Origin of the sequence: Methanoregula sp., assembly GCF_052325125.1 — an archaeon.
GTDB lineage: Archaea > Halobacteriota > Methanomicrobia > Methanomicrobiales > Methanospirillaceae > Methanoregula.
In genome coordinates this window covers 15,071-35,919 of record NZ_JBKQWO010000010.1, presented here as the reverse complement: position 1 = coordinate 35,919, position 20,849 = coordinate 15,071, and the positions used below count along the sequence as shown (strand labels likewise).

Sequence of the window (20,849 nt, the reverse complement as noted above, 5' to 3'; positions counted from 1 at the left end):
TTCAGGCGCGTCGTTTCCTTAAAAGAAGGTACAGGAGTAAAACCGGGTGCCGGCATGGCCGATGCTGCACGTCGGGACAGATACTGTTTTTCTCCATATAGGGGGCAGGCAATCCGCCGCGGGGGCGGCCGCACTCCTCGCTTGTGGGGGTATGCGGGGCTTCAGCCCCCATCACCATGATCACCAGCCCGGCCAGACTCCGGGTTATTCAACCCGGCCCGCAACCGCAGGAAGCGGAGGGAGGGTACCCCCTTCCCCTGTTGACCGCAAACAACAAACATACTCCGACGAAGACTCCACACGAAACACAGGTTTGTGGTGCTGGAACCCTGAGGGGGTACCCCCCATCCGGGCCGGAAGAGGGGGGGATGGATACCCTTTTTGTTTCCGCCATGTTAATCCCTGTCACCGCCACACACTCTCTAAAAGGGATCATCGATGGCATTCCAGTGTCAGCAGTGCGGGGAATGTTGCAGTTCCATGGGGGATATCATCGGCATCGAAGACCGGATCGATCCCGTGAGGTTCCGGATCCGCTTCTCTGTTACCGGCGAAGAGCGGATGGTTACCCTTGACTTGGATATGGTGGAGCTTTTTCGGTCGCAGGATATTGGGCAGCTCCGTCAGAGGGCCTGCCCGTTTCTCAGGTTCAGGGAACCAGAACTCGCCTGCTGCACGATCCATCATTCCCGTACCGATCTCTGCCGGCGCTACACCTGTTTCCGTCTCCTTGTCCTTGACCCAAAGGGTAACCATATTGGCCGGGTGCAGGAGGGATCGCTATTCTTTTCCACGCTGGATGCTGACCTTCGCAAACTCTGGGATGATGAGATGGCAGGCGTAACTATTCCCGATGAGGCCGCGTGGGAAGCACATGTGGCAGATGTCTTCTCCCGGGCCGGGTACCGGATCGTGAAGTGACGGACGACGTATACCATTCCCTTTCGTTCCATTTCCCCATCCCACATATCCGTAAGAGAAGGGAATACCTCCCCCTGACGTGCGATAACCGGCACCGTTCTTTTTTGTTTTCATGCGGGTGAAGAGTCCTGCGATCACGTTCCACCATGTTCGCGGTTTTAACGCCAATAAACCGCATACTGATATATACAAACGGGACCGGCTGCCGCAGTATATACGAGACGATCGTCGGCATAGATACCAGAATACAGGGCTTTCAGGGGAACCACAGCAGAGGGTAATCCCACATCCAAGTCGGGCAAAGATACTTTCACCATGCACGGCCGGGCGCTTATCACCCCGCTTCGATCAAGACATTACCTGAAATGAGGAAAGGTGCGCACATCATCATAGGAGTACTGGCATTTTTTGGATACGCATACCTGCTCAGTCTCCTGCGTGAGACCACCAGCGAGGTATTCCTCCTCGGACTTTTCGCAGTTATCACCGGTTCAATCATGCCGGATATCCTGGAAGCGCCGACAAGCTGGAAACACCGGAGGATATTCCACAGCAAACGAGCGCTGAAATGTATGGCGGGTGCGTTTGGTATAACTGCGGCAATCGGTGTACTGCCATCGCCATTTATCCCCCATGCGTTCCTTGTCTACGGCCTGTCCTGCTTTGTCCTTGGATATCTCTTCCACCTCCTGGCCGATTCCACAACAAAAAGAGGACTGCCGGAATAGCACGGATCGATACCGATTCAGTCTGGATAATCGCGATGCACAAACCAGAGGTCATGACAGTGAACTGTAACAATCCCCATTGAAACCGCTTAATGAAATAAGCAGTGCAAAAGACCGGCCGGACCCTTACAGAACAACCGGTTTTCAAAAAAAGCCGGGATTCATCCCTGCTTACTGAGAACACGCAGGACTGCATCTCCGAACTCCCGGGTCCCTGCCGATCCCCCGAGATCCCGGGTCCGGGTACCCGACGCAAGGACCTGCTGAATGGCGGATTCTATCCGCACGGCCCCACCGGTATCGCCCAGATACTCAAGGAGCATCGCAGCACTCCGCAGGGTAGCGATCGGGTTTGCCAGATTTTTCCCTGCGATGTCCGGGGCGCTGCCGTGTACCGGCTCAAAGAGGGCGTACCGGTCGCCGATGTTTGCACTCGGCACAAGGCCCAGCCCCCCGACAAGGTACGAGGCTACATCGGAGAGGATATCGCCAAAGATGTTCGTCGTCACGATCACATCGTATGCCTGCGGGTGCTGGAGGACATCAAGACCGAGGGCATCGATGAACTTCTCGGTATACGATACCCCGGCCTTTTGCGCCTCTGCGATACAGAGGTCGCGGAAGAAGACATCGGATTTGAGCACGTTTGCCTTGTGCCCGATGGTGAGCTTGCCCTGCCGCTGCTGTGCAAGCCGGATAGCCGCTCTTGCTACCCGTTCGGTTCCCGCCCGGGTCACCACCCGGAGCGTGGTCGCACGATCAGATCCGGTCTCCTCGATCCCCGAGTACAGACCCTCGGTGTTCTCCCGCACGATCATGATATCGAACCCCTCGCCTTTGACCGGCCTCAGGTTCGCGTACAGGTCGAGCGCTTTCCTGATCCGCAGGACAACGCTCTGGTAATCTTTCATCGGCGGGGTCGTGACCGCCCCGAACAGGACGGCGTCCGCAGGTTTGAGCGCTGCGATATCAGCATCGGCACAGGGGCAGCCGGTCCGTTCCCAGCGCCCGTACCCCATCCCGACCGGGAAGTACTCGTACTCGGGATGAAGAAGCGCGAGCACTTTTTGTGCGACCGGGATCACCTCGTGACCGATCCCGTCACCTTCAACAACTGCAATCCGCGTCATCTCTTCCTCCACAGACTGACCAGTTCCTGTACCGACAGGGCGATCTTTGCAGGACTGGCCCCCCAGTGGACAATCGCTCCGAACTTCCCCTCCCAGGTACCGACCCTTTCCCGTTCAGACCGGCAGCACCGGGCAATAAACGGCTCTTCGGCAACCTGTTCAAGGGGACAGATATTCTCAAGAGTGAAATCTGTCCCGTAGCATTCCGTACAGAGCTGCTTTGCCGTCAGGCACCCGGCCACCCGTTCGCCACCCTGCATCGGGTCGGCGTCCAGCGTCCGCGTATACCCGGCAGCCCGGCAGGGATAGACATCGGCAGGAACCGTGGTGATGTCCCGGATATGGTGGTCAAATACCACCGAGAGTTCCCCGAAGAGCCCGATCGATTCCATCTCTTTTAAGCTCGCCGAGAGAGTCGGCCGGGGAGGGATCACATCGTAGACATGCACGGTAAGAAATTCCGACAGGTCAGGATCGAGAACAAATGTCATGTTCTCCTCGAGCCCGGTAAAGACTGTGCACCGGTACCCGCTTTCAAGGGCGAGCCGGACGAGCCGGGCCCGGTCGTTGAGCTGCACCTTCTCCTGGTAACAAAAGACCTCATAGGGTGTCGCAAGAACCCGGGACGAGACAATATCCCGCATGACCGTTTTTTTCGCGGGGTCAAGAGAGACCTCCAGGAGTTCATACCCGGCCCCGGTCCCCCGCAGGAGATACCGGCTGATGGTATAGACCTTGTCACCGCAGGGTTTTGTCGAGGCAAGCCCGACGACTTTACAGTGCTCCGGGAAGATCACCGGTGAGCCCTCCAGTATTCAACAAGACCACCGGCCATGAGGATCTCCTGCATCCGGGGAGACAACGGGCGGATCGTGTGCCGCTTTCCCCCTGCATCTACCCATCCCTCCGATAGATCGAACGCAACCGGGCTTCCTTCTTCGCAGGTCAGGTCAGACTCGATGAGCGGAAGGCCGATATTGATCGCATTCCGGAAAAATATCCGGGCAAAAGACGGGGCGATGACCGCGACAACCCCGGCTTCCCGGAGGGCAAGGACTGCCTGTTCCCGCGACGAGCCACATCCGAAATTCTTACCGGCGATAATCACGGCTCCCATGAGACGGGGAGCAAGCGTAGGATCGAGATCCTCGAACACATGGGTCGCCCAGACGTTCCGGTCCCTGGTCCGCAGGTACCGGCCGGCGATGACAAGATCGGTATCAACATCGGCCGGGAGACACACGGCCATCCCTCTGCCCTGCATTATCCCGCCTCCGGGGAGGTGATCTCACCGTGTATTGCGCTTGCGGCAGCGGTCGCAACGGAGCCAAGGTAGATCTCCCCGCCAACGCCCATGCGGTTCCTGAAATTCCGGTTGGCAGTCGAGAGACAGACTTCTCCTTTCCCGAGCACGCCCATGTGGTACCCGAGGCAGGGGCCGCACCCGGGCGTCCCTATCGTGCAACCCGCTTCGAGGATATCGGCAAGCACCCCGGTCCGGATCGCCTTTTTAAGGATCGCTGCCGAGGCCGGGATCACAAGGGTACGCACGGCCACTTTATTCCCCTTTACCAGCCGGGCAAACCGGGCGAGATCGGAGTACCGCCCGTTCGTGCAGGTCCCGACAAAAACCTGGTCGAGCGGCGCACCTGCAAGGGCATCCACGGGCTTTACCGTGTCCACCCGGTGAGGAACGGCAACCAGCGGAACGATATCGGCAAGATCCAGATCGAGTTCCTTTCGGTACGAACAGGGTTCATATTCCTGACTGGCAGCATCCTGGCCGTGTTCTTTGAGGTAGCGGACCGTTACATCGTCTGCATAGAAGAGCCCGGCTTTTGCCCCGGCTTCGACCGAGAGGTTGGAGAGGACAAGCCGTTCGTCCATTGTGAGGGCATGTACCCCGTCGCCGACAAACTCGAGCGCCTGATACGTTGCGCCGTCAGTACCGAGCTTAGCTACGTAGGCGAGTGCAAGATCCTTTGCTTCCGCCGCACCGGTAAATCTCCCGGTCAGGTGAATGCCCGCCGATTCGGGGACACGGAACCAGGTCTCCCCGGTCAGCCATATCGCTGCCATATCGGTTGCACCCACACCGGTAGCAAACGCCCCGAACGCCCCCAGCGTGACGCTGTGGGAATCTGCCCCGACCACGATCTCGCCGGGAAGGATGAGCCCCTCCGCCATCAGCTGGTGGCAGATCCCGCAGCCGATATCAGAGAACTGCATGCACGAGCTTTTCGCAAAATCCCGCATCTCGTGCTGGAGGGTGGCGGTCGTGCCGTTGTTGGCCGGGGCGATATGGTCGAACTGGATATAGTACCCGGTATCTTTTCCCAGCCGGTCCCCACCCATCCCTTTCCAGGCCTCCAGTGTAAGGACACCGGTCCCGTCGTGGGCGTACGCCCTGTCGACCTTCCGGTCGATATACTCCCCGGCCGCAGCGCCAAGGATGCGTTCGGAAAGCGTGCTCATGACGGTGACTCCCGCTGTGCCCGCCGGATCAGTTTCCGGAGTATCCCGGGTGTGATACTGCATTTCTGTTCAGAGTGTTCCTTGACCAGGTCAAGGACCCGGCAGATCTGGGTCTCGGAAAGATCTTCGCCAAGAGAAGAGATCACGTGCTCAAGCGCTTTTCTCCCGGTGTGCTTCCCAAGGATAAAGTGGCGTTCGCTCCCCACCAGTTCCGGGGGGAAATATTCATAGGTCGCAGGATCTTCGAGGATTGCTGCGATGTGGATGCCACTCTCGTGGGAGAATGCGAGCTCCCCCGTCACCGGCTTGTTCTTCGGAAGCGCGATGCCGGAATATTTTTCCACTTTCCGGGAGAGGGTGGTGAGGTGCGAGAGGTCATACCGGTCGATGCCGCCTTTGGTCCGCAGGATAACCAGTATTTCTTCGAGAGATGCATTGCCCGAACGTTCACCGATGCCGTTCACGGTCGTGTGGAGCTGGAAGGCGCCGGCCTGTGCCGCGGTGATCGTGTTTGCGACGGCGCAGCCCATATCGTTGTGGCAGTGGGCGCAGAACGGACGGTCGACAGAAGAGACGAGATCGGTCATGATCGTACGCATCTCGTCCGGGATCAGGCACCCCACCGTATCGGCAAAACTGAGCAGGACTGCCCCGTGGTCGGCTGCCTGGCGGTATACTTCCTTTAAGAAGGCCGGATCTGTCCGTGATGCGTCCTCGGCTGCAAACCGCACGGCAACCCCGTGGTCCCGGGCAAAATCGATCATGGCAAGGGCGTCTTCGAGCACCTTCTCCCGTGATTTTTTAAACTTGACCCGGACGTGGAGATCCGACGTCGGGATGAAGATGGAGACCATATCGACGTCGCAGTCGATGGCAGTCGTGATATCCTCTTTTTTGGCCCGGGCAAAACCGCAGATCCGGGCATCGAGTCCGAGGTTTGCTATGGTCTTTACGCACTGTTTCTCGTTTTCAGAAACGGCAGGGAACCCGGCCTCAATCACTTCCACGCCGACACGATCCAGTGTCCGGGCGATATCCACCTTCTCTTCGCAGGAAAACGACACACCGGGTGTCTGTTCCCCGTCTCTCAGCGTCACGTCACAGATCTCGATATTCCACGGTTTCATGGTGTGCTCCTTCGGGGCATTCCGCCTCCACGACAACAGTCTGCGGTGCATCCGGTTCGTGGATCACCTCGCGGAGGCTGCGTTCATCGTCCGCAGGGCAGATTACCGGGTCGGCCCAGCGGATATAGGGGATGGGATCGCTCACCTGCTGTCCACCGGTCATCGCGGCGCACTGGTTTTTCATCACGATGCACAGGAGAGGGAGCCCCTTTTCATACACATCGATAAGGGCATTGATGCCCGAATGGAGCAGTGCGTAGTCACCGATCAGCGCCACATGCGTGCTCCGTGCAGCGACCGCGATGCTCGAACCCATGCCATAGCTGGCAACGCCCAGGTCGTAGGGGGGATTCAGCCCGAACACCGAGCAGCCGGCATCGCAGATGAGAAACATATCCCGTTCCTTCAGGATATCCAGCAGGGGCCGGTACGGGCAGGCAGAACAGAACGTCCGGCTGAATCCCCGGTCTCTCCGTGACTCCGGCCGTCCCTGCGGATCCGGCGGCAGAATGGCCCGGTGATCCCGGACAAAGGACCGGCCGAACTCCTTTATCTCATGGAACGGTGCGGCACGGGCAGGCACCGGGTTCACGGTCACGAGCCGGGACTCCCCCGGAGCAGGACCGGCACCCAAAGGTTCCCCATTCCACCGGTTCAGGAGTGATGCATCCGACCAGGCAAACATCGTCCGGTAGATCTCTGTTGCAGCGGTGACCCTGCCATGCATGGTCCAGCCCGGATCGGCAAGTCTCCCGCTTCCCCGGGTGCGGGGAGCCGGAACCCCGGTGACCTCAGCGTCCAGCAGCCGGGGCGTGAGCCGGAGAATGGCTACCCGGGAGAATGTCTCCGATGCTGCAAGTGCCGCTTCGACCCCGGAAAAACAGGTCACCTCATCCGGTTCGATCACCGGAATCTCCGCCAGTTCACCGTAATAACGGGAGTCCTGTGCCGTCTGGGAACCTTTGGCTGCGGGATCGTCACCGACGACAAGGAGGACTCCTCCCCGGATACCCTGCACCGTAGCCTGGACAAGCGGGTCTGCACAGGCATTCACACCCACGTTTTTTATGATCACTGCCGCTCGCCTGCCGGCGAGAGAATCGCCCAGGGCATATTCGAGAGCGGTCTTCTCGTTTATGACCATCTCTGCCCGAGTTAATAACCCCAGTTCTGTGATCGGGAATCCCGGGACAGTATATTGCCGGTCCGTACCGGCGGATATCGCCGCCGCCAGCGCCTCAGCTCCCTTCATTCGTCCCTCCCGGGCACAAGATCGCATCCCGCACAGGCCGTGCACATGGTAAGCGCACCGGCGGTGTCCAGTCCACCCCGGACAAGGGCCTGGCGGTGCAGGGCAAAGAGGTGCCGGAGCCTTTGGGCAGAGGGCCGGGGTCGTCCGGCGCATCCCGCAACAGGGTTGAGCGGCCGCAGCACCGGAATCACCCCTTGAGAGGTGAGCCGGTTGATGCAGGCCTCCATCTCCGCATCGGTCTCGCCAAGGCCGATGATGACATTGGAAAAGACCCGGCCCTTACCGAAGAGTTCCATGGACCGGTCAAGGACCCGCCACAACCGGTCGTAGTCAAGACCCGGGCACATCTCTGCAAAGAGTTCCGGGGTGGCAGCCTCGATATTAAACTTGACTTCCGCCACACCGAGGGCATGGAGCTTGTCCGGGGCCTGGTCGGTCGGGTAGATAGAGACTCCGATGGGCAGGCCAAAGAACTTCAGGTGACCGATGACCTCACAGACGTAGGCTTCTTCCTCCTCAATGCTTCCCTGAACACCACTCGTCAGCGAAATGGCGCTGATATGGTGCCGGACCGATTCAACAAGATCCATGATCTCCTCTACGATCTTGCGTTTACCGGGAAGCCGCGGAACGGTGCAGTAGCGGCAGGAGAAGATGCAGCCCTCCGTAACGGTGATGAAAGCCTGGTCCGGGCAGTGAAGCCCCGGCTGGAGGAGTCTGCCAGGGATCTGCCGGTCCTCAAAATAGAGGTCAGCAACCCCGCCTCCCCGGTGGGCAATCTCAACCGGGGAGGCCGGGTTGATCACCAGCTTGACCCGGTGATTACCCATGGCAAAGAAGACCGCGCCTTTTCCCCCGGCACCCGGGCCTGCCGTGGATTTTGCGATAAAATCGTCAGCAGGTTCGCCGCTGAGCCGGGCAGAGCCGGCCTCGAGCAGCCGGGCCTTCAGTTCTTCCCACTGCATAGTTCCAGTGCCACCTCGTACCGGGTGAAGAACGGCAGGGCCGCCACCGCCCCGGTGATCCCCCGCCCGTTCATGACGATGCGGAGATTGGGATCCCGGAGATTCTGCACACGATCCGGAGTAACTTCACCCCGTTTGACGTCCTTTGCATATTCCATAAGCTCCGTGGATGGGGAAAAACCGGCATAGACTGCCATGCCGGTCTTTTGCGAGAGGGTGTACTTTTTGAGCAGTTCGCCAAACCTGCCGACCAGACGTTCCGGTTCTGTTGTTGCAAATTCGGCCACGAGGCTTACGCAGTTCTTGGTCCGGTATGCTACCGGGAAGAGCTGGACAATCGTATGCGAAAGATAGACCGACTGTTCATTTTCCACCGCTCTTGCAATGTTATGGACGAGCGTCCACGTCGCCCCCTCTTCAGCGGTATCGGTATCATCCACCCCGATGAGCACCCGCTGCCGGCGGGGCAGCCAGAGCGTGGCACTGGCCACTTTTCCCCCGCCGGACGGATCGCACTGTTCCCGCAGCACACCCTTTGCAGCAGCACGGCAGGAGGTCGCACCTACGCCACCACCGCCCATGCCGATGTAGGTCACCGCAATCTCGTCCCCGATTACCGAGACTGCGGAGATTCCGGCAGGGAACCGGGACCCTTCTAACGCAAGATCGACAGATCCGGGACGGAGCAGGAACCGGGTGGTTGATCCCACACACCTGACACTCCTGACCAGCGGGCTCTGTGCGTAATGGTGCTGGGTCCACATCGCGCCTCCGATGCAGTCAAAAAATTCGATCAGCTCAACACTGCTTCCGGTCTCATCCGCCATTGCGACGATCTGCGGGTAACGGATCACGTACGGGTCAGAGATGCTCGCCATACAACCCCGCCGCCTCGATTCCCCGGTTTGCCCAGAGCACTGCACCAAGCGCCCCGATCCGCCCTTTCCTCCCGTTATGGTCAAGATACCCAATACCAAGCCGTTCTGCCTCTGCTTCAGCGTTTTCAAGAGTGACAATATCGGTCTTGATGGCTTTCAGCAGCGGGGAATCCTCGCCGATCCCGATACCACGGGAGAACGCGATACCGGTATCTTTTGAAAAGGTATGCTTTTCCACAAACGTGCAGACGAACTTGCGAAGTGCATCGATACTTCCCGGCTGGGCAGCAAAATTGAGGGCAGATCCGACACAGTTGGTCGTCTTATTGGGGACCGCCGGATTGAGCTGGACAAGGCGCATGTTGAGGAACTCCACGCCTTCGATATGGCAGGCCTCCGCACACTTTAAGGCCATCACCCAGGTAGCCCCTTCCTGAGTGGTATCCGTATCATCGATCCCAAAGGAGATTTTCTCATAGCGGGGGGATATGATTCGGACACGGTTGGTCCGTGCTCCCCCGACCTTAAGGTCATCCTCCGTCGGGTACTCGGCCCGGATAACCCCCGGTGCCTGCGGGAGACAGGCAGCAACACCCACCCCGGCACCGGCAATGCCTGCCCAAGTGGTGATCACCTCGTCACCGTTCACTTCCACCGCTTCCAGCGCCTGTCCCCCAATCGTACCGGCAGCTGCCCCGAAATTGACCGGGTGGCGGCCGAGGCGTGCCAAGATGGTCATCGTGCTCCCCTCAACGGCACACGCTGCTACGGCCCCGCCGGCACGGGACCGGTTCATCGCATCCCACTCGATAGTACCCCGGGCGTGACACTGCTCGAGGATTTCTGCACGCCCCGCTCTCTCGTCAACCATCACCAGAAATTTCTTTGAGAAGAGCGGCCCGAACCGCTGCTTCACGTCATCGGGTGTAAGTGTGATCATATTATCGCCGAAATTTTCGTTAACAAATCATTCGGCAATAAAAATATATATAGAATTCCATGAGTGCGAAAAATTTTGCAGAAAAAAGAAAGGATTAAATGACTTTTGCCAGATCGATCTTGAACGGCCCAAGGCTGCCGCCGAAATTACCGGCCGAAATAAATTTCACGCCAGGCACCTGCACAGCTGCCCTGATGCCGGCCCCCATGGCAGCAGCCACGCTCTTCTCATCCACGCCGTCAATGACAATCTCATAGACCGCCTTGATGCCGGCGGGAACCTTGCTGTCCGCCACTTTCTCGCGGAGCGTCGGGCAGTACTTCTCATTCGTAGATGCCGTCATGAACTTGTACTTCAGGCTGCCAACCTTGGAACCGCTCGCCACGATACCCCCCGGAAAACTCGTAATAACGCCTTTTACCCCCGCAATCGCATCCGATGCGGCCTGGGCGCCCATCAGGGCTGCCATCTGGTTCTCGCCCATGATAAAGAAGTTGCCGCCGGCAACACCCTTTACGATACCGAACTCCTCCTCACCGACATATTCGCCGTTCATGATCGGGATTGCCCAGCACTTTCTGCCGCCGACTTCCTTCTGGTACTCGTACCCGTCGCCAAAGAAATGCAGTTTCACCGGAATCTTCTCTTCTGCATCGGTGATGCCATTGAAGACCGCTGTTGTCGGTGCCGTCAGCACGCACTCGGCAAGGCGTTCCACGACCTGCTCCTTGAGCTTTTTCTTGCTTGCGCAGATGAGGATCGCAACACCCGGCCTTCCGTCGGGGGTTTCGCTGCCGGAAAGGATACTTTCGATTCCTGCTTCACACGGGCATCCGATCGCAGAGGTTGCAAACCCGGTTGCCTCTGTGGCTGCCTTGAGTGCCCAGTCTTTCGTTACTGCAGTAATGATCACCCGGCAGACCCAGGTCGGGAATGCTTCTGCATAGGTGTTGTCGATTGTTACGCCATTGATTTCCATGCTAACATAACCTCGTGTATACCAACAGTACCTTGATTATTACTGAATAAATTTTCTCATTTAATCCGCGCTCGACAAAGCGCACCGGAATACAGCGAAAAAGTACAGTACAGTATGTTAATATGGTCTAATTATATATTGACACGAAGCAGGCACATATAAAGAAAAATTAAAAATTTATAATATAAAGGCAGGGTTACAGCGATATATTTCAGAACCTTTATCTAGATACTTTCACCACTCTTTTGATAATCGATTTTGAAATCGATCATAGCTGGTGCGAGAACTCATGGCATTTGCAGAGCAGATTTACCACGAACATTGCACTGGCTGTAGTAAATGTGTTGTTGCATGTCCTGTGGACGCGCTGGAACTTCACACGGTAAATCCGGTGTCAAATGAAACAATCTACGCAGTCAGGGATGGAAAATCAATGGTCCCTGGCTTTCCGGGTGAGTTCCGTGCCGGGTGCGGCGAATGCGTCCAGGCGTGTCTGCATGATGGTATCAGGCTGACAGGGCCCTGGGAAACCAGAGCAGAGGCAAAGGTGCAATAGAGGAACAGCGTGAGGGTTATTTCATGGCATTGTTTCCAAAGTTTTCCAAAAAGAGGGATGGTGTCAACGTTGTGATGGAGCAGCGCCTCCTTCAAAGCGTGAACAACCTGATTCTGAATTCAGAGACCTGCACGGGGTGCGGTATCTGTGTCGAATCATGTCCGGAGGATGCTATCGTCCTCGGACTTGTCGGTGCAGCCCGCCGTGGGGCAATCAACTACGCGACACCTATCGATGTAGACGAGACCAAGTGCTCGTACTGCGGTGTCTGCGTTATTATGTGCCCGTTCAATGCATTGACTCTGAAGGTCGACAATCAGGAGCGGCTTCCCATTGTTGAAAAAGAGGGATTCCCGCAGTACGACATGAAGGCAGAGATCGATGACGAAAAGTGTGTCAGGTGCACGATCTGCGAAGAGGTCTGCCCGCGAGATGCAATCGACCGTAATGTCCCGGCTTATGAAGGGACCTACCAGGGACCGGTTGCCGGGGCAAAGGATCGCCAGACCGCACTCAAGACCAAGACGACCTTCACGGTCGACAAGGAGAAATGCTCCCTGTGCGGCCTGTGTGGTGCACTCTGTCCTGCCATCAGGGTCAAGCACAAGGAATTTACTGCCGAAGTCGGAAAAATCGAGGGCGATGTGATCTGGGACGAGACCAAGTGCGACGCCTGCAAGGTATGCGTGGAAGTCTGCCCTGAGGAATGTATCACCGTCGAGCGTGAAGTTATCTCCGACAAGGTTGACGGCAAAGTCTCTATCATAAAGGACAACTGCTGCACCTGTACCTGGTGCTCAAGCAACTGCCCGACCGAAGCAATTACCGTTGAAAAGATGTTCGAAGGCGATATCGAATTCCATGCCGAGAAGTGCCCTGGCGGCTGTTCGACCTGCGCAGAGATCTGCCCGGCAAACGCGATCTATCTCCCCAGCGAGAAACCCGCAGCTGAGATGGGGCACAATATTGAAGCCACCATCGCGGTCAACAAGGACTACTGCATCCTCTGCGGCGCATGTGTGAATGCCTGTCCCGGTGAGGACATCATTGTCCTCCACCGGACCGGTATCCGGATGAAAGGCAAGGAAACGGATCTCTTCAAGAAGATCAAGGAGAAACTCTTCACGAAGAGAACCTCGAAGGTAAAAGAAAGCATCACCGGACAGGTCGGACTGAAAATGATGGAGAATGCGTGAGGGAGGACGAATATGGCAAGATCAAAAGGTTACCCGGAAGCGCTGGAGAAGAAACTCCACGATCAGCGGTATTTCCGTGAAGACTCGTCACCCGACTTTACCAAAAGGGTCGAAGGCATTTCACGTACCATCGCCCACATGTGCTACCAGTGCGGCACCTGCACCGGCTCGTGCCCGTCAGCACCCCGGAGCACCTACCGGATCCGGAAGTTCATGAGGAGGTCCGTCCTCGGGTTAGAGAACGAGGCGCTGACCGATCCCGATCTCTGGCTCTGCACCACCTGTTACAGCTGCACCGACCGGTGCCCGCGTGACATCGCTCCCACGGATGTCATAATGGCCATGAGGAACATGGCATTCACCCACGATATCGTACCGGTGAACTTCCTCAAGACCGTGCAGGCAATCTACAGCTCCGGCCATGGCGTGCCCAACAACGACGTCAACCGTGCAGCCCGGGAGAAACTCGGACTCACCCGCGACCCGCCGACCACCCATATGTACCCGGAATATATACCCGGCATCAGGAAGATCCTTGACCACTACCATCTCAAGGAAAATGCCGACAGGATAGTCAAGGAACGGGAGGGATAAGGCACCATGTCAGAATCAAAAGCAAACCACACGTTCGCATTCTATCTCGGCTGTATTGCACCGAACCGGTATCCCGGTTGCGAGGCGGCGTCCATCAAGGGCTGCAAGAAACTCGGCATCGACCTGGTTCCCCTCAAGGGAGCAAGCTGCTGCCCGGCCCCCGGTGCATTCGGTTCTATCGACCTGAACGTTTTCTATGCAATGGCAGCCCGCAACCTTGTGCTCGCCGAGCAGATGAAGACCGATATCGCACTCCTCTGTAATGGCTGCTACAAGTCGATCTGGGAAGTCAACCACAAGCTCAAGCACAACCAGGATCTCCGCGATGGCGTCAACGAAGTGCTCAAGGAGATTGACATGGAGTACAAGGGGTCCATCAATGTCTACCACATCGCCGAACTCCTGTACAACGACAAGTTCGTCGGGGTCAACAAGATCAAGGACTCCGTGGTAAATCCCCTCACCGGTGCACGCATCGCCGTCCACTACGGCTGCCACCTGACCAAGCCCCACAAGGACAGGGAGTTTGAAAAGGAGGTCATGTTAAACACCGAGCACCCGACTTGGATGGAAGAGCTGGTCGCTGCACTCGGTGCGACGCCGGTCGAATACCGCAACAAGATGCAGTGCTGCGGCGCCGGCGGCGGGGTCCGCGGGTACGATATCGTCCACTCGCTGGATATCACCAACGAGAAGCTGATCAACCTCAAAGAGGCAAAGGTGGATGCACTGACAGACATCTGCCCGTTCTGCCAGCTCCAGTTTGACCGCGGCCAGATTGAGATCAAGGAAAAGTTCGGTGTCAGCTATGACTTACCGGTGCTGCACTTTGCAGAACTGCTCGGACTGGCACAGGGAATGAGCCCGCAGGAACTCGGGCTTGACCTGCACGGGATCAGCTGCGAACCATTCCTGCAGAAGGTGCTGTGAGGTGGGAATGATGGTTGAAAAGAAGAAAACAACTACCAAAAAAACCGAGACAAAGAAGCAGGATGCCAAAAAGGAGGCTCCCGTGAAACAGGAAGTCAAGAATCAGGCTCCCGTACCGGCAGCGAAGGCAGTCGCAGCACCCGGCGCCACCACCAAGCAGGAAGCCCGGATCGGTGTCTTCATCTGCCACTGCGGTACCAACATTGCCGGATCGATGGATATCCCGGCCGTGCAGGAATATGCAAAAACCCTCCCGAATGTCGCCTATGTCGACAACTACAAGTACATGTGCTCGATGCCAGGGCAGGCTGTGATCAGCAAGGCAGTCAAGGAGAACCACCTTACCGGGGTCGTTGTTTCTGCGTGCTCGCCCCGTCTCCACGAACCGACCTTCAGGACAGCAACAAAGGAAGCCGGCCTGAACCCGTTCCGGTTCGAGATGGCAAACATCCGTGAGCAGAACTCGTGGGTGCACATGCACGACCGCGAAGGTTCAACCGAAAAGGCCAAGGATGCGATCAGGATAGCAGTGGCAAAAGCTGCACTTCTCCAGGACCTCTTCCCGAAGACTGTGCCGGTCGAAAAGGCCGCTATGGTCGTCGGTGCAGGAGTCGCCGGCATGCAGGCAGCCCTTGACCTTGCTGCAGCGGGGATCAAGACCTATCTCGTAGAGTCCGACACCAGTATCGGAGGGCGTATGTCCCAGCTGGACAAGACGTTCCCGACACTCGATTGTTCGCAGTGCATCCTTACTCCGAAGATGGTGGACGTTGGGAGGGCTACAATGATCGACCTGATGACCTACTCGGAGATTGACGCAGTAGAAGGGTACATCGGTAACTTCGAGGTCACTGTCCGCAAGAAGGCACGCGGCGTGATGACGCCCAATGAAGCGGAAGCCAAGGGAATTGTCGGCGGCGGTTGTAACGGCTGCGGTGACTGTGATGCAGTCTGCCCGGTTATCAAGCCCAACGAGTTCGAAATCGGCATGAAGCCGAGGAAAGCCATCTATATCAACCACCCGCAGGTCGTCCCCCTCCTGTACACGATCGACTTCAACTCCTGTATCAAGTGCGGCCTGTGCGTGACCGCCTGTGGTCCCGAAAAGAGGGCCATTGACCTCGAATCCAAGGACGAATTCATCAAGGTCAAGGTCGGTACCGTCATCCTCGCGACCGGGTACGATATCTTCCCCATCGAGAAGAAAGAGGAGTGGGGATACAAGCGGTACGAGAACGTCATCACGAGCCTCGAATTCGAGCGGCTCATCTGCGCATCCGGCCCGACCGGCGGCCACCTCATCCGCCCGAGCGACGGCGAGACGCCCAAACGCGTGGCCTTCGTGCTCTGTGCAGGGTCACGTGACAACACTGGCATCGGCAAGCCGTACTGTTCCCGTTTCTGCTGCATGTACTCCCTGAAGCATGCGCACCAGATCACCGAGAAGATCCCCGGATGTGTTCCCTACATCTTCTACATGGATATCCGGTCGTTCGGAAAGGCGTACGAGGAATTCTACTACCGTATTCAGGATGAGGGCGCAAAATTCATCCGCGGACGCGTGGCAAACATCCTCGAGGATCCCAAGACCAAGAACCTCCATGTCTATGCTGACGATACCCTGCTTGACCGCCCGGTCGATATGGAAGTCGATCTTGTCGTGCTCGCTGCCGCAATCGAGCCCAAGGCAGATACCAACAGGACCAGGAAACTCTTCGGTGTCTCCTGCTCCATGGACGGCTGGCTCCTTGAGGCGCATCCGAAACTGAACCCGTGCGGAACCACCACTGCCGGTGTATTCCTTGCCGGTGTCTGCCAGGGACCAAAAGATATCCCAGACACGGTAGCATCCGCGGAAGGTGCGGCATCAGCGGCCAGCATCCCGATCCACAAGGGAGAAGTCGAACTCGAGCCGTACTTCGCAACCTGTATCGAAGAGAAATGTGCCGGCTGCGGCATGTGCGTGAACCTCTGCCCCTACAGCGCCCTTTCCCTCGTGGAAAAAGACGGAAGGACGGTCATGCAGGTTACGGAGGCAAAGTGCAAGGGCTGCGGTACCTGCGGTGGCTTCTGTCCCGGTGGAGCTATCTGGATGAACCACTTCGCAACCCCCCAGATCGTTGCCCAGATCGATGCATTCCTGCTCGGAGGTGAGCAGTAAATGTCTGACGAATGGAAACCCAAGATCCTCGGCATGGTCTGCAACTGGTGTTCCTACGCAGGAGCCGACCTTGCCGGCGGGGGTCGTATCCAGTACCCCCCGGACATCAGGATTGTCCGTGTGATGTGCACCGGTCGTCTCGACTCCCTCTTCGTCCTCAAGGCGTTTGCCGATGGGGCGGACGGTGTCCTCATCTCCGGGTGCCACTTCGGGGACTGTCACTACCTTGAGGGCAACTACAAGGCGGCAAAGAGGATGTTCATGGTCAAGAGGCTGATGAAGAGCATCGGTCTTGACGACCGCCGGTTCCGGATGACGTTTGTCTCTGCATCGGAAGGTGCGAAATGGGCAAAAGTCGTGACAAACGTCGTTAATACCGTCAAAGAGCTCGGGCCGAGCCCACTCACGGAGAACAAGTAAACCCTGCCAAGGATCCCTCACCAGGACCTGTCACAAACCAATATTTTTTATAAAAGAGCGCACCGAAAAACAGGTAATTTTTTAACATAGTATAAGATATCATAACACTTTTTTAAAAAATAGTCGTACTGTGTAAAACAATGAAAGGTCGTATATATGTAATATTTGAACATTCCTTCATTTTTATGTAATATTTTTACAGTTATATAAAAAAACTTTTCGAGATAAAATCGGAACGCTTATAAGGGGAAATTGGGAATTATTCAATGTCCCAATCTAGGGGACGTGCAATAGCGACTTTCATTCATTACCAGTGACTTCTGTTAGTGACTACCAGCGTTCAGTTCTCGTACCGTACAGCAGTTAAAAGTCAATTTGGAGGAAATTACATGGCAAAATATAAAGACACAATCGACCTCTACGACGATGAGGGGAAGCTCTTAAAGAGCAACGTCACGATTGACAAGATCAGTCCGCTGACCAACAAGGGTGCTCTCGAGCTCATCGACCTCACCAAGAGGACCGTGGCAGTCAACCTCGGGGGTATTGAGGAAGCACTCAAGACCGGTAAGATGGGCGGCAAGTCGAACCAGATCCTCGGCCGCAGCATGAGCTGCAGCTGCGTCAAGGACTGCGATGCACTCGCAGCCAAGATCAAGAGCATGGTCCAGGTTACCGAGGGCGACAACACCAAGATCACGAAGGTCGCCGGTGGCAAAATGCTTCTTGTCGAGGTTCCGTCTGCACGTATCAACGCAGCAGCAACCTACGATGCGACATCCACATCCGTTGCAGCAGCGACCACCTACGCGCTTATCGAGCAGTACAAGGTCGGCATGTTCGATGGTTCCTACGTCAAGGGCGCAGTCTGGGGTACCTACCCGCAGACCATGGACATGCAGGGCGGCAATGTCGTCTCGATCCTGTCCATCCCGCAGAACAACGAAGGCCTCGGCTATGCACTCCGTAACATCCCGGCAAACCACGCTGTCATGATGACCCACCGGAATGCAATCCAGGGTGCAGCACTCTCGGCCACCTTCGAGCAGGCCGGAGAATTCGAGATGGGCGCAGCAATCGGCCCGTTCGAGCGTGCCCAGCTCCTGCTTTACGGGTACCAGGGCCTGAATGCAAACAACATCGTCTACGACCTCGTCAAGAAGAACGGCAAGACCGGTACCATCGGTACTGTTGTGCAGAGCCTCGTCGAGCGTGCCATTGAGGACAAGGTCATCAAGGCAGGCAAGAAGGGCAAGAGCGGCTACATCTTCTACGACACCAAGGATCCGATGCTCTGGAACGCCTACGCATCCGCAGGCACCCTCGCAGCGACCATGGTCAACTGCGGTGCAGGACGGTTCGCACAGGCAGTTTCCGCAACCCTGCTCTACTTCAACGATCTGCTCGAGCACGAGACCGGCCTCCCAGGCTCCGACTTCGGTCGCACGATGGGTGTCGCAGTCGGGTTCTCGTTCTTCAGCCACTCGATCTACGGTGGCGGCGGCCCCGGCGGATTCAACGGCAACCACGTCGTTACCCGTCACGCAGCCGGTGTCGGTATGCCCTGTATCGTCGCAGCATGCGCACTTGATGCAGGTACCCAGATGTTCGGCCCCGAGGCTACCTCAAAGGTTTACCAGGACACTTTCGGGCAGATCGATGCGTTCAAGAAACCGATGCAGACGATCGCAAAGGGTGTATAATCCCTTTCAGGATACGAATGACCAAAGCCACGTTCCCCCAGTGCAGGATTGTCACCGAGCGGCTGCTTAATCCCGAGACAACCGAGCACCTGCTGAACAAGCTCGTCGAACTTCCCGGTATCAGGCGCATGGTCCTCAACGGGCCCCGCCTTCCTGTTACCATTACCTACGGGCCCGCCAAAGGACTGGCGAACCCTCATACGATGAGGAGGCCAATCCATGTCGGCGACCAGGAAATCGATCTGCATGTTCACGTGGGTACGGTGCTCCTCGAGCTTGAGAACCGCGACGTGATTCCCGCACTGAAGACCGCATGCGAACAGATCTTCACCCATTTCTCCTTCCGGATCCAGGAAGGGAAGTTCATGAAGACCGAGCCCTCGCTTGTCGATTATTGCAAGTACGGCCCGGATGCGGACACATCGATCCTCGGACTGGCTGATCCAAGCAGCAAGTCCAGACCCACTATCATTCAGGGAATCAAATAATGCCAATGGGACGAGTAACCCAGGTTGTTGACTGCCGCGAGGCGATGGGCATGGGTAAAGGAGGCGGGATTGCCCAGCGGGGCACCATCTCCGAATGCCGGTACCCGGACGTGATCGTGGTCGGAATGTCCCCAGGACGCCGCCACGTCACAAAACCGGTGTGCGACATCACCTCGGGGCTGCGACAGCAGGGCGTCGAATACAGTATCAGTACCCTTGTACTGAACGCCGGCAGCGGCGTCCCCCCGGACGCCCCCAATATTGCCGGCGGCGTCATCGGCGCCTACTTCGGGCTTACTGACAAGGAGATTGCGCAGATTGAGAAACACAAGGTTGCCATACTTCACCATGGGAATGTCCGATCCCATGTGGTGCACAAGGTCCGGTTTATTCTCGAGGCCTGCGACGTGAAGGCAATTGTCGTTTCCCAATCCCCGATTGATTATGAGGATCTCGCGAAAGAGGGCGTGAAGACTGCCGTAGTGATGCCCCCGGCCGACCGGATCCGTACGAAAGGTACGGTGATGGCGATCGTGAGCGGCGTGACCCGGGGTCAGACCCCCACGCGTGAGAAGATGGCGGAAGTCATTTCATCTGTCATGAGAATCGTGAAAAAAAAGTAACATTGGAGTGATTAGACAATGGCATACAAACCCCAGTATTGTCCCGGCCAGACGCAGGTCGCCGAGAACAGGCGCAAGCAGCTGGACCCCACTCACAAGCTGGAAAAGCTTCGTGATGTAACGGACAAGGACGTCGTCCTCGTCATGGGACACAAGGCACCCGGTGCAGCATATCCATCCGCACACCCGCCACTCGCCGAGCAGCAGGAACCAGCCTGCCCGATCCGCAAGCTCGTGACCCCGACCGACGGCGCAAAGGCCGGCGACCGCGTCCGCTACATCCAGTTCACCGACTCGATGTACAACGCTCCCTGCCAGCCGTACCAGAGATCCTGGCTCGAGTCCTACCGCTTCCGCGGCATTGACCCGGGTACGCTGTCCGGCCGTCAGATCGTCGAATGCCGTGAGAGAGATCTCGAGAAATATGCAAAGGAACTCATCAACACCGAGCTCTTCGATGCAGCACTCACCGGCATCCGTGGCTGTACCGTGCACGGACACTCCCTCCGTCTCGACGAGAACGGGATGATGTTCGATATGCTCCAGCGCTTTGTCATCGACAAGAAATCGGGCATGATCAAGTACGTCAAGGACCAGGTCGGCGTCCCCCTCGACTCCGAAGTCAAGGTCGGCAAGGCAATGGACGCGAAGTGGCTCAAGGCGCACACCACCATGTACCACTCGCTTGTCGGTACCGGCTTCCGCGACGACGCAGAATACGTTGAATACATCCAGCGCATCCACGCGCTGAGGGTAAAATACGGCTTCATGCCAAAGGAGTGA

General features: G+C 57.2%; 22 protein-coding genes. 12 read left to right on the top strand and 10 right to left on the bottom strand.

What is annotated here, in order from left to right; translation table 11 throughout:
* The first annotated feature begins 438 nt into the window (after positions 1-438).
* Positions 439-921, top strand: coding sequence for a YkgJ family cysteine cluster protein (locus tag ACLQMU_RS02405; protein WP_424039210.1), 483 nt, complete (start codon positions 439-441; stop codon positions 919-921).
* Between the two features lie 365 nt (positions 922-1,286).
* Complete coding sequence (locus ACLQMU_RS02400; RefSeq protein WP_424039211.1) at positions 1,287-1,649, top strand: metal-dependent hydrolase; 363 nt, start codon at positions 1,287-1,289, stop codon at positions 1,647-1,649.
* A 161-nt stretch (positions 1,650-1,810) separates the two neighbouring features.
* Here ACLQMU_RS02400 and ACLQMU_RS02395 read toward each other — a convergent pair whose 3' ends face one another.
* The 10 genes from ACLQMU_RS02395 to fhcD form a co-directional block, all read right to left on the bottom strand.
* Positions 1,811-2,779 (bottom strand): isocitrate/isopropylmalate dehydrogenase family protein, encoded by a 969-nt coding sequence (locus ACLQMU_RS02395; protein ID WP_422149351.1) that lies wholly within the window; start codon positions 2,777-2,779, stop codon positions 1,811-1,813.
* Positions 2,776-3,576 carry a DUF7714 family protein gene (locus ACLQMU_RS02390; RefSeq protein ID WP_424039213.1) on the bottom strand — a complete coding sequence of 267 codons (801 nt, stop codon included), beginning with the start codon at positions 3,574-3,576 and terminating at the stop codon, positions 2,776-2,778. Before ACLQMU_RS02390 ends, ACLQMU_RS02395 begins: the two co-directional genes overlap by 4 nt.
* A complete protein-coding gene (locus ACLQMU_RS02385) occupies positions 3,573-4,043 on the bottom strand; it encodes a LeuD/DmdB family oxidoreductase small subunit (protein ID WP_422149349.1) in 471 nt (156 codons plus the stop codon). Before ACLQMU_RS02385 ends, ACLQMU_RS02390 begins: the two co-directional genes overlap by 4 nt.
* The gene (locus ACLQMU_RS02380; protein ID WP_424039215.1) at positions 4,043-5,254 is read right to left on the bottom strand and encodes an aconitase/3-isopropylmalate dehydratase large subunit family protein; all 1,212 of its coding nucleotides are present in this window, start codon (positions 5,252-5,254) and stop codon (positions 4,043-4,045) included. The genes ACLQMU_RS02385 and ACLQMU_RS02380 overlap by 1 nt, the downstream gene beginning before the upstream one ends.
* Entirely contained in the window at positions 5,251-6,381 is a 1,131-nt protein-coding gene (locus ACLQMU_RS02375; RefSeq protein WP_422149347.1) for a homocitrate synthase family protein, read from the bottom strand. Before ACLQMU_RS02375 ends, ACLQMU_RS02380 begins: the two co-directional genes overlap by 4 nt.
* Positions 6,353-7,633 (bottom strand): thiamine pyrophosphate-dependent enzyme, encoded by a 1,281-nt coding sequence (locus ACLQMU_RS02370; protein WP_424039217.1) that lies wholly within the window; start codon positions 7,631-7,633, stop codon positions 6,353-6,355. Before ACLQMU_RS02370 ends, ACLQMU_RS02375 begins: the two co-directional genes overlap by 29 nt.
* On the bottom strand, positions 7,630-8,598 hold the full coding sequence (locus ACLQMU_RS02365; RefSeq protein ID WP_422149345.1) for a radical SAM protein: 969 nt from the start codon (positions 8,596-8,598) through the stop codon (positions 7,630-7,632). The genes ACLQMU_RS02370 and ACLQMU_RS02365 overlap by 4 nt, the downstream gene beginning before the upstream one ends.
* On the bottom strand, positions 8,580-9,476 hold the full coding sequence (mmp11, locus tag ACLQMU_RS02360; protein WP_422149344.1) for a methanogenesis marker protein 11: 897 nt from the start codon (positions 9,474-9,476) through the stop codon (positions 8,580-8,582). Before mmp11 ends, ACLQMU_RS02365 begins: the two co-directional genes overlap by 19 nt.
* Positions 9,460-10,416 (bottom strand): tRNA(Ile2) 2-agmatinylcytidine synthetase, encoded by a 957-nt coding sequence (locus tag ACLQMU_RS02355; protein ID WP_424039219.1) that lies wholly within the window; start codon positions 10,414-10,416, stop codon positions 9,460-9,462. Before ACLQMU_RS02355 ends, mmp11 begins: the two co-directional genes overlap by 17 nt.
* A 94-nt stretch (positions 10,417-10,510) precedes the next feature.
* Positions 10,511-11,395 (bottom strand): formylmethanofuran--tetrahydromethanopterin N-formyltransferase, encoded by an 885-nt coding sequence (gene fhcD / locus ACLQMU_RS02350; RefSeq protein WP_422149342.1) that lies wholly within the window; start codon positions 11,393-11,395, stop codon positions 10,511-10,513.
* Positions 11,396-11,684: 289 nt separating this feature from the next.
* Here fhcD and ACLQMU_RS02345 point away from each other — a divergent pair, with 289 nt between their 5' ends.
* From ACLQMU_RS02345 to mcrG, 10 genes are all read left to right on the top strand, one after another.
* Positions 11,685-11,951 (top strand): 4Fe-4S dicluster domain-containing protein, encoded by a 267-nt coding sequence (locus ACLQMU_RS02345; RefSeq protein WP_422149341.1) that lies wholly within the window; start codon positions 11,685-11,687, stop codon positions 11,949-11,951.
* Positions 11,952-11,974: 23 nt separating this feature from the next.
* The gene (locus tag ACLQMU_RS02340; RefSeq protein ID WP_422149340.1) at positions 11,975-13,147 is read left to right on the top strand and encodes a 4Fe-4S binding protein; all 1,173 of its coding nucleotides are present in this window, start codon (positions 11,975-11,977) and stop codon (positions 13,145-13,147) included.
* Positions 13,148-13,159: 12 nt separating this feature from the next.
* Positions 13,160-13,741, top strand: coding sequence for a CoB--CoM heterodisulfide reductase subunit C (gene hdrC, locus ACLQMU_RS02335; RefSeq protein WP_422149339.1), 582 nt, complete (start codon positions 13,160-13,162; stop codon positions 13,739-13,741).
* A 6-nt stretch (positions 13,742-13,747) separates the two neighbouring features.
* Positions 13,748-14,671: a CoB--CoM heterodisulfide reductase subunit B gene (gene hdrB / locus ACLQMU_RS02330; RefSeq protein WP_422149338.1), complete on the top strand. Its 924-nt coding sequence runs from the start codon at positions 13,748-13,750 to the stop codon at positions 14,669-14,671.
* A 7-nt stretch (positions 14,672-14,678) separates the two neighbouring features.
* The gene (locus ACLQMU_RS02325) at positions 14,679-16,832 is read left to right on the top strand and encodes a 4Fe-4S dicluster domain-containing protein (protein ID WP_424039221.1); all 2,154 of its coding nucleotides are present in this window, start codon (positions 14,679-14,681) and stop codon (positions 16,830-16,832) included.
* Positions 16,833-17,252 (top strand): hydrogenase iron-sulfur subunit, encoded by a 420-nt coding sequence (locus ACLQMU_RS02320; protein WP_422149337.1) that lies wholly within the window; start codon positions 16,833-16,835, stop codon positions 17,250-17,252. It begins immediately after the preceding gene.
* Between the two features lie 389 nt (positions 17,253-17,641).
* Positions 17,642-18,955: a coenzyme-B sulfoethylthiotransferase subunit beta gene (mcrB, locus tag ACLQMU_RS02315; RefSeq protein ID WP_424039224.1), complete on the top strand. Its 1,314-nt coding sequence runs from the start codon at positions 17,642-17,644 to the stop codon at positions 18,953-18,955.
* Positions 18,956-18,972: 17 nt separating this feature from the next.
* Positions 18,973-19,443 carry a methyl-coenzyme M reductase operon protein D gene (gene mcrD, locus ACLQMU_RS02310; RefSeq protein ID WP_422149854.1) on the top strand — a complete coding sequence of 157 codons (471 nt, stop codon included), beginning with the start codon at positions 18,973-18,975 and terminating at the stop codon, positions 19,441-19,443.
* Complete coding sequence (mcrC, locus tag ACLQMU_RS02305; RefSeq protein WP_422149855.1) at positions 19,443-20,066, top strand: methyl-coenzyme M reductase I operon protein C; 624 nt, start codon at positions 19,443-19,445, stop codon at positions 20,064-20,066. The genes mcrD and mcrC overlap by 1 nt, the downstream gene beginning before the upstream one ends.
* Positions 20,067-20,084: 18 nt before the next feature.
* Positions 20,085-20,849 (top strand): coenzyme-B sulfoethylthiotransferase subunit gamma, encoded by a 765-nt coding sequence (gene mcrG, locus ACLQMU_RS02300; RefSeq protein ID WP_443673518.1) that lies wholly within the window; start codon positions 20,085-20,087, stop codon positions 20,847-20,849.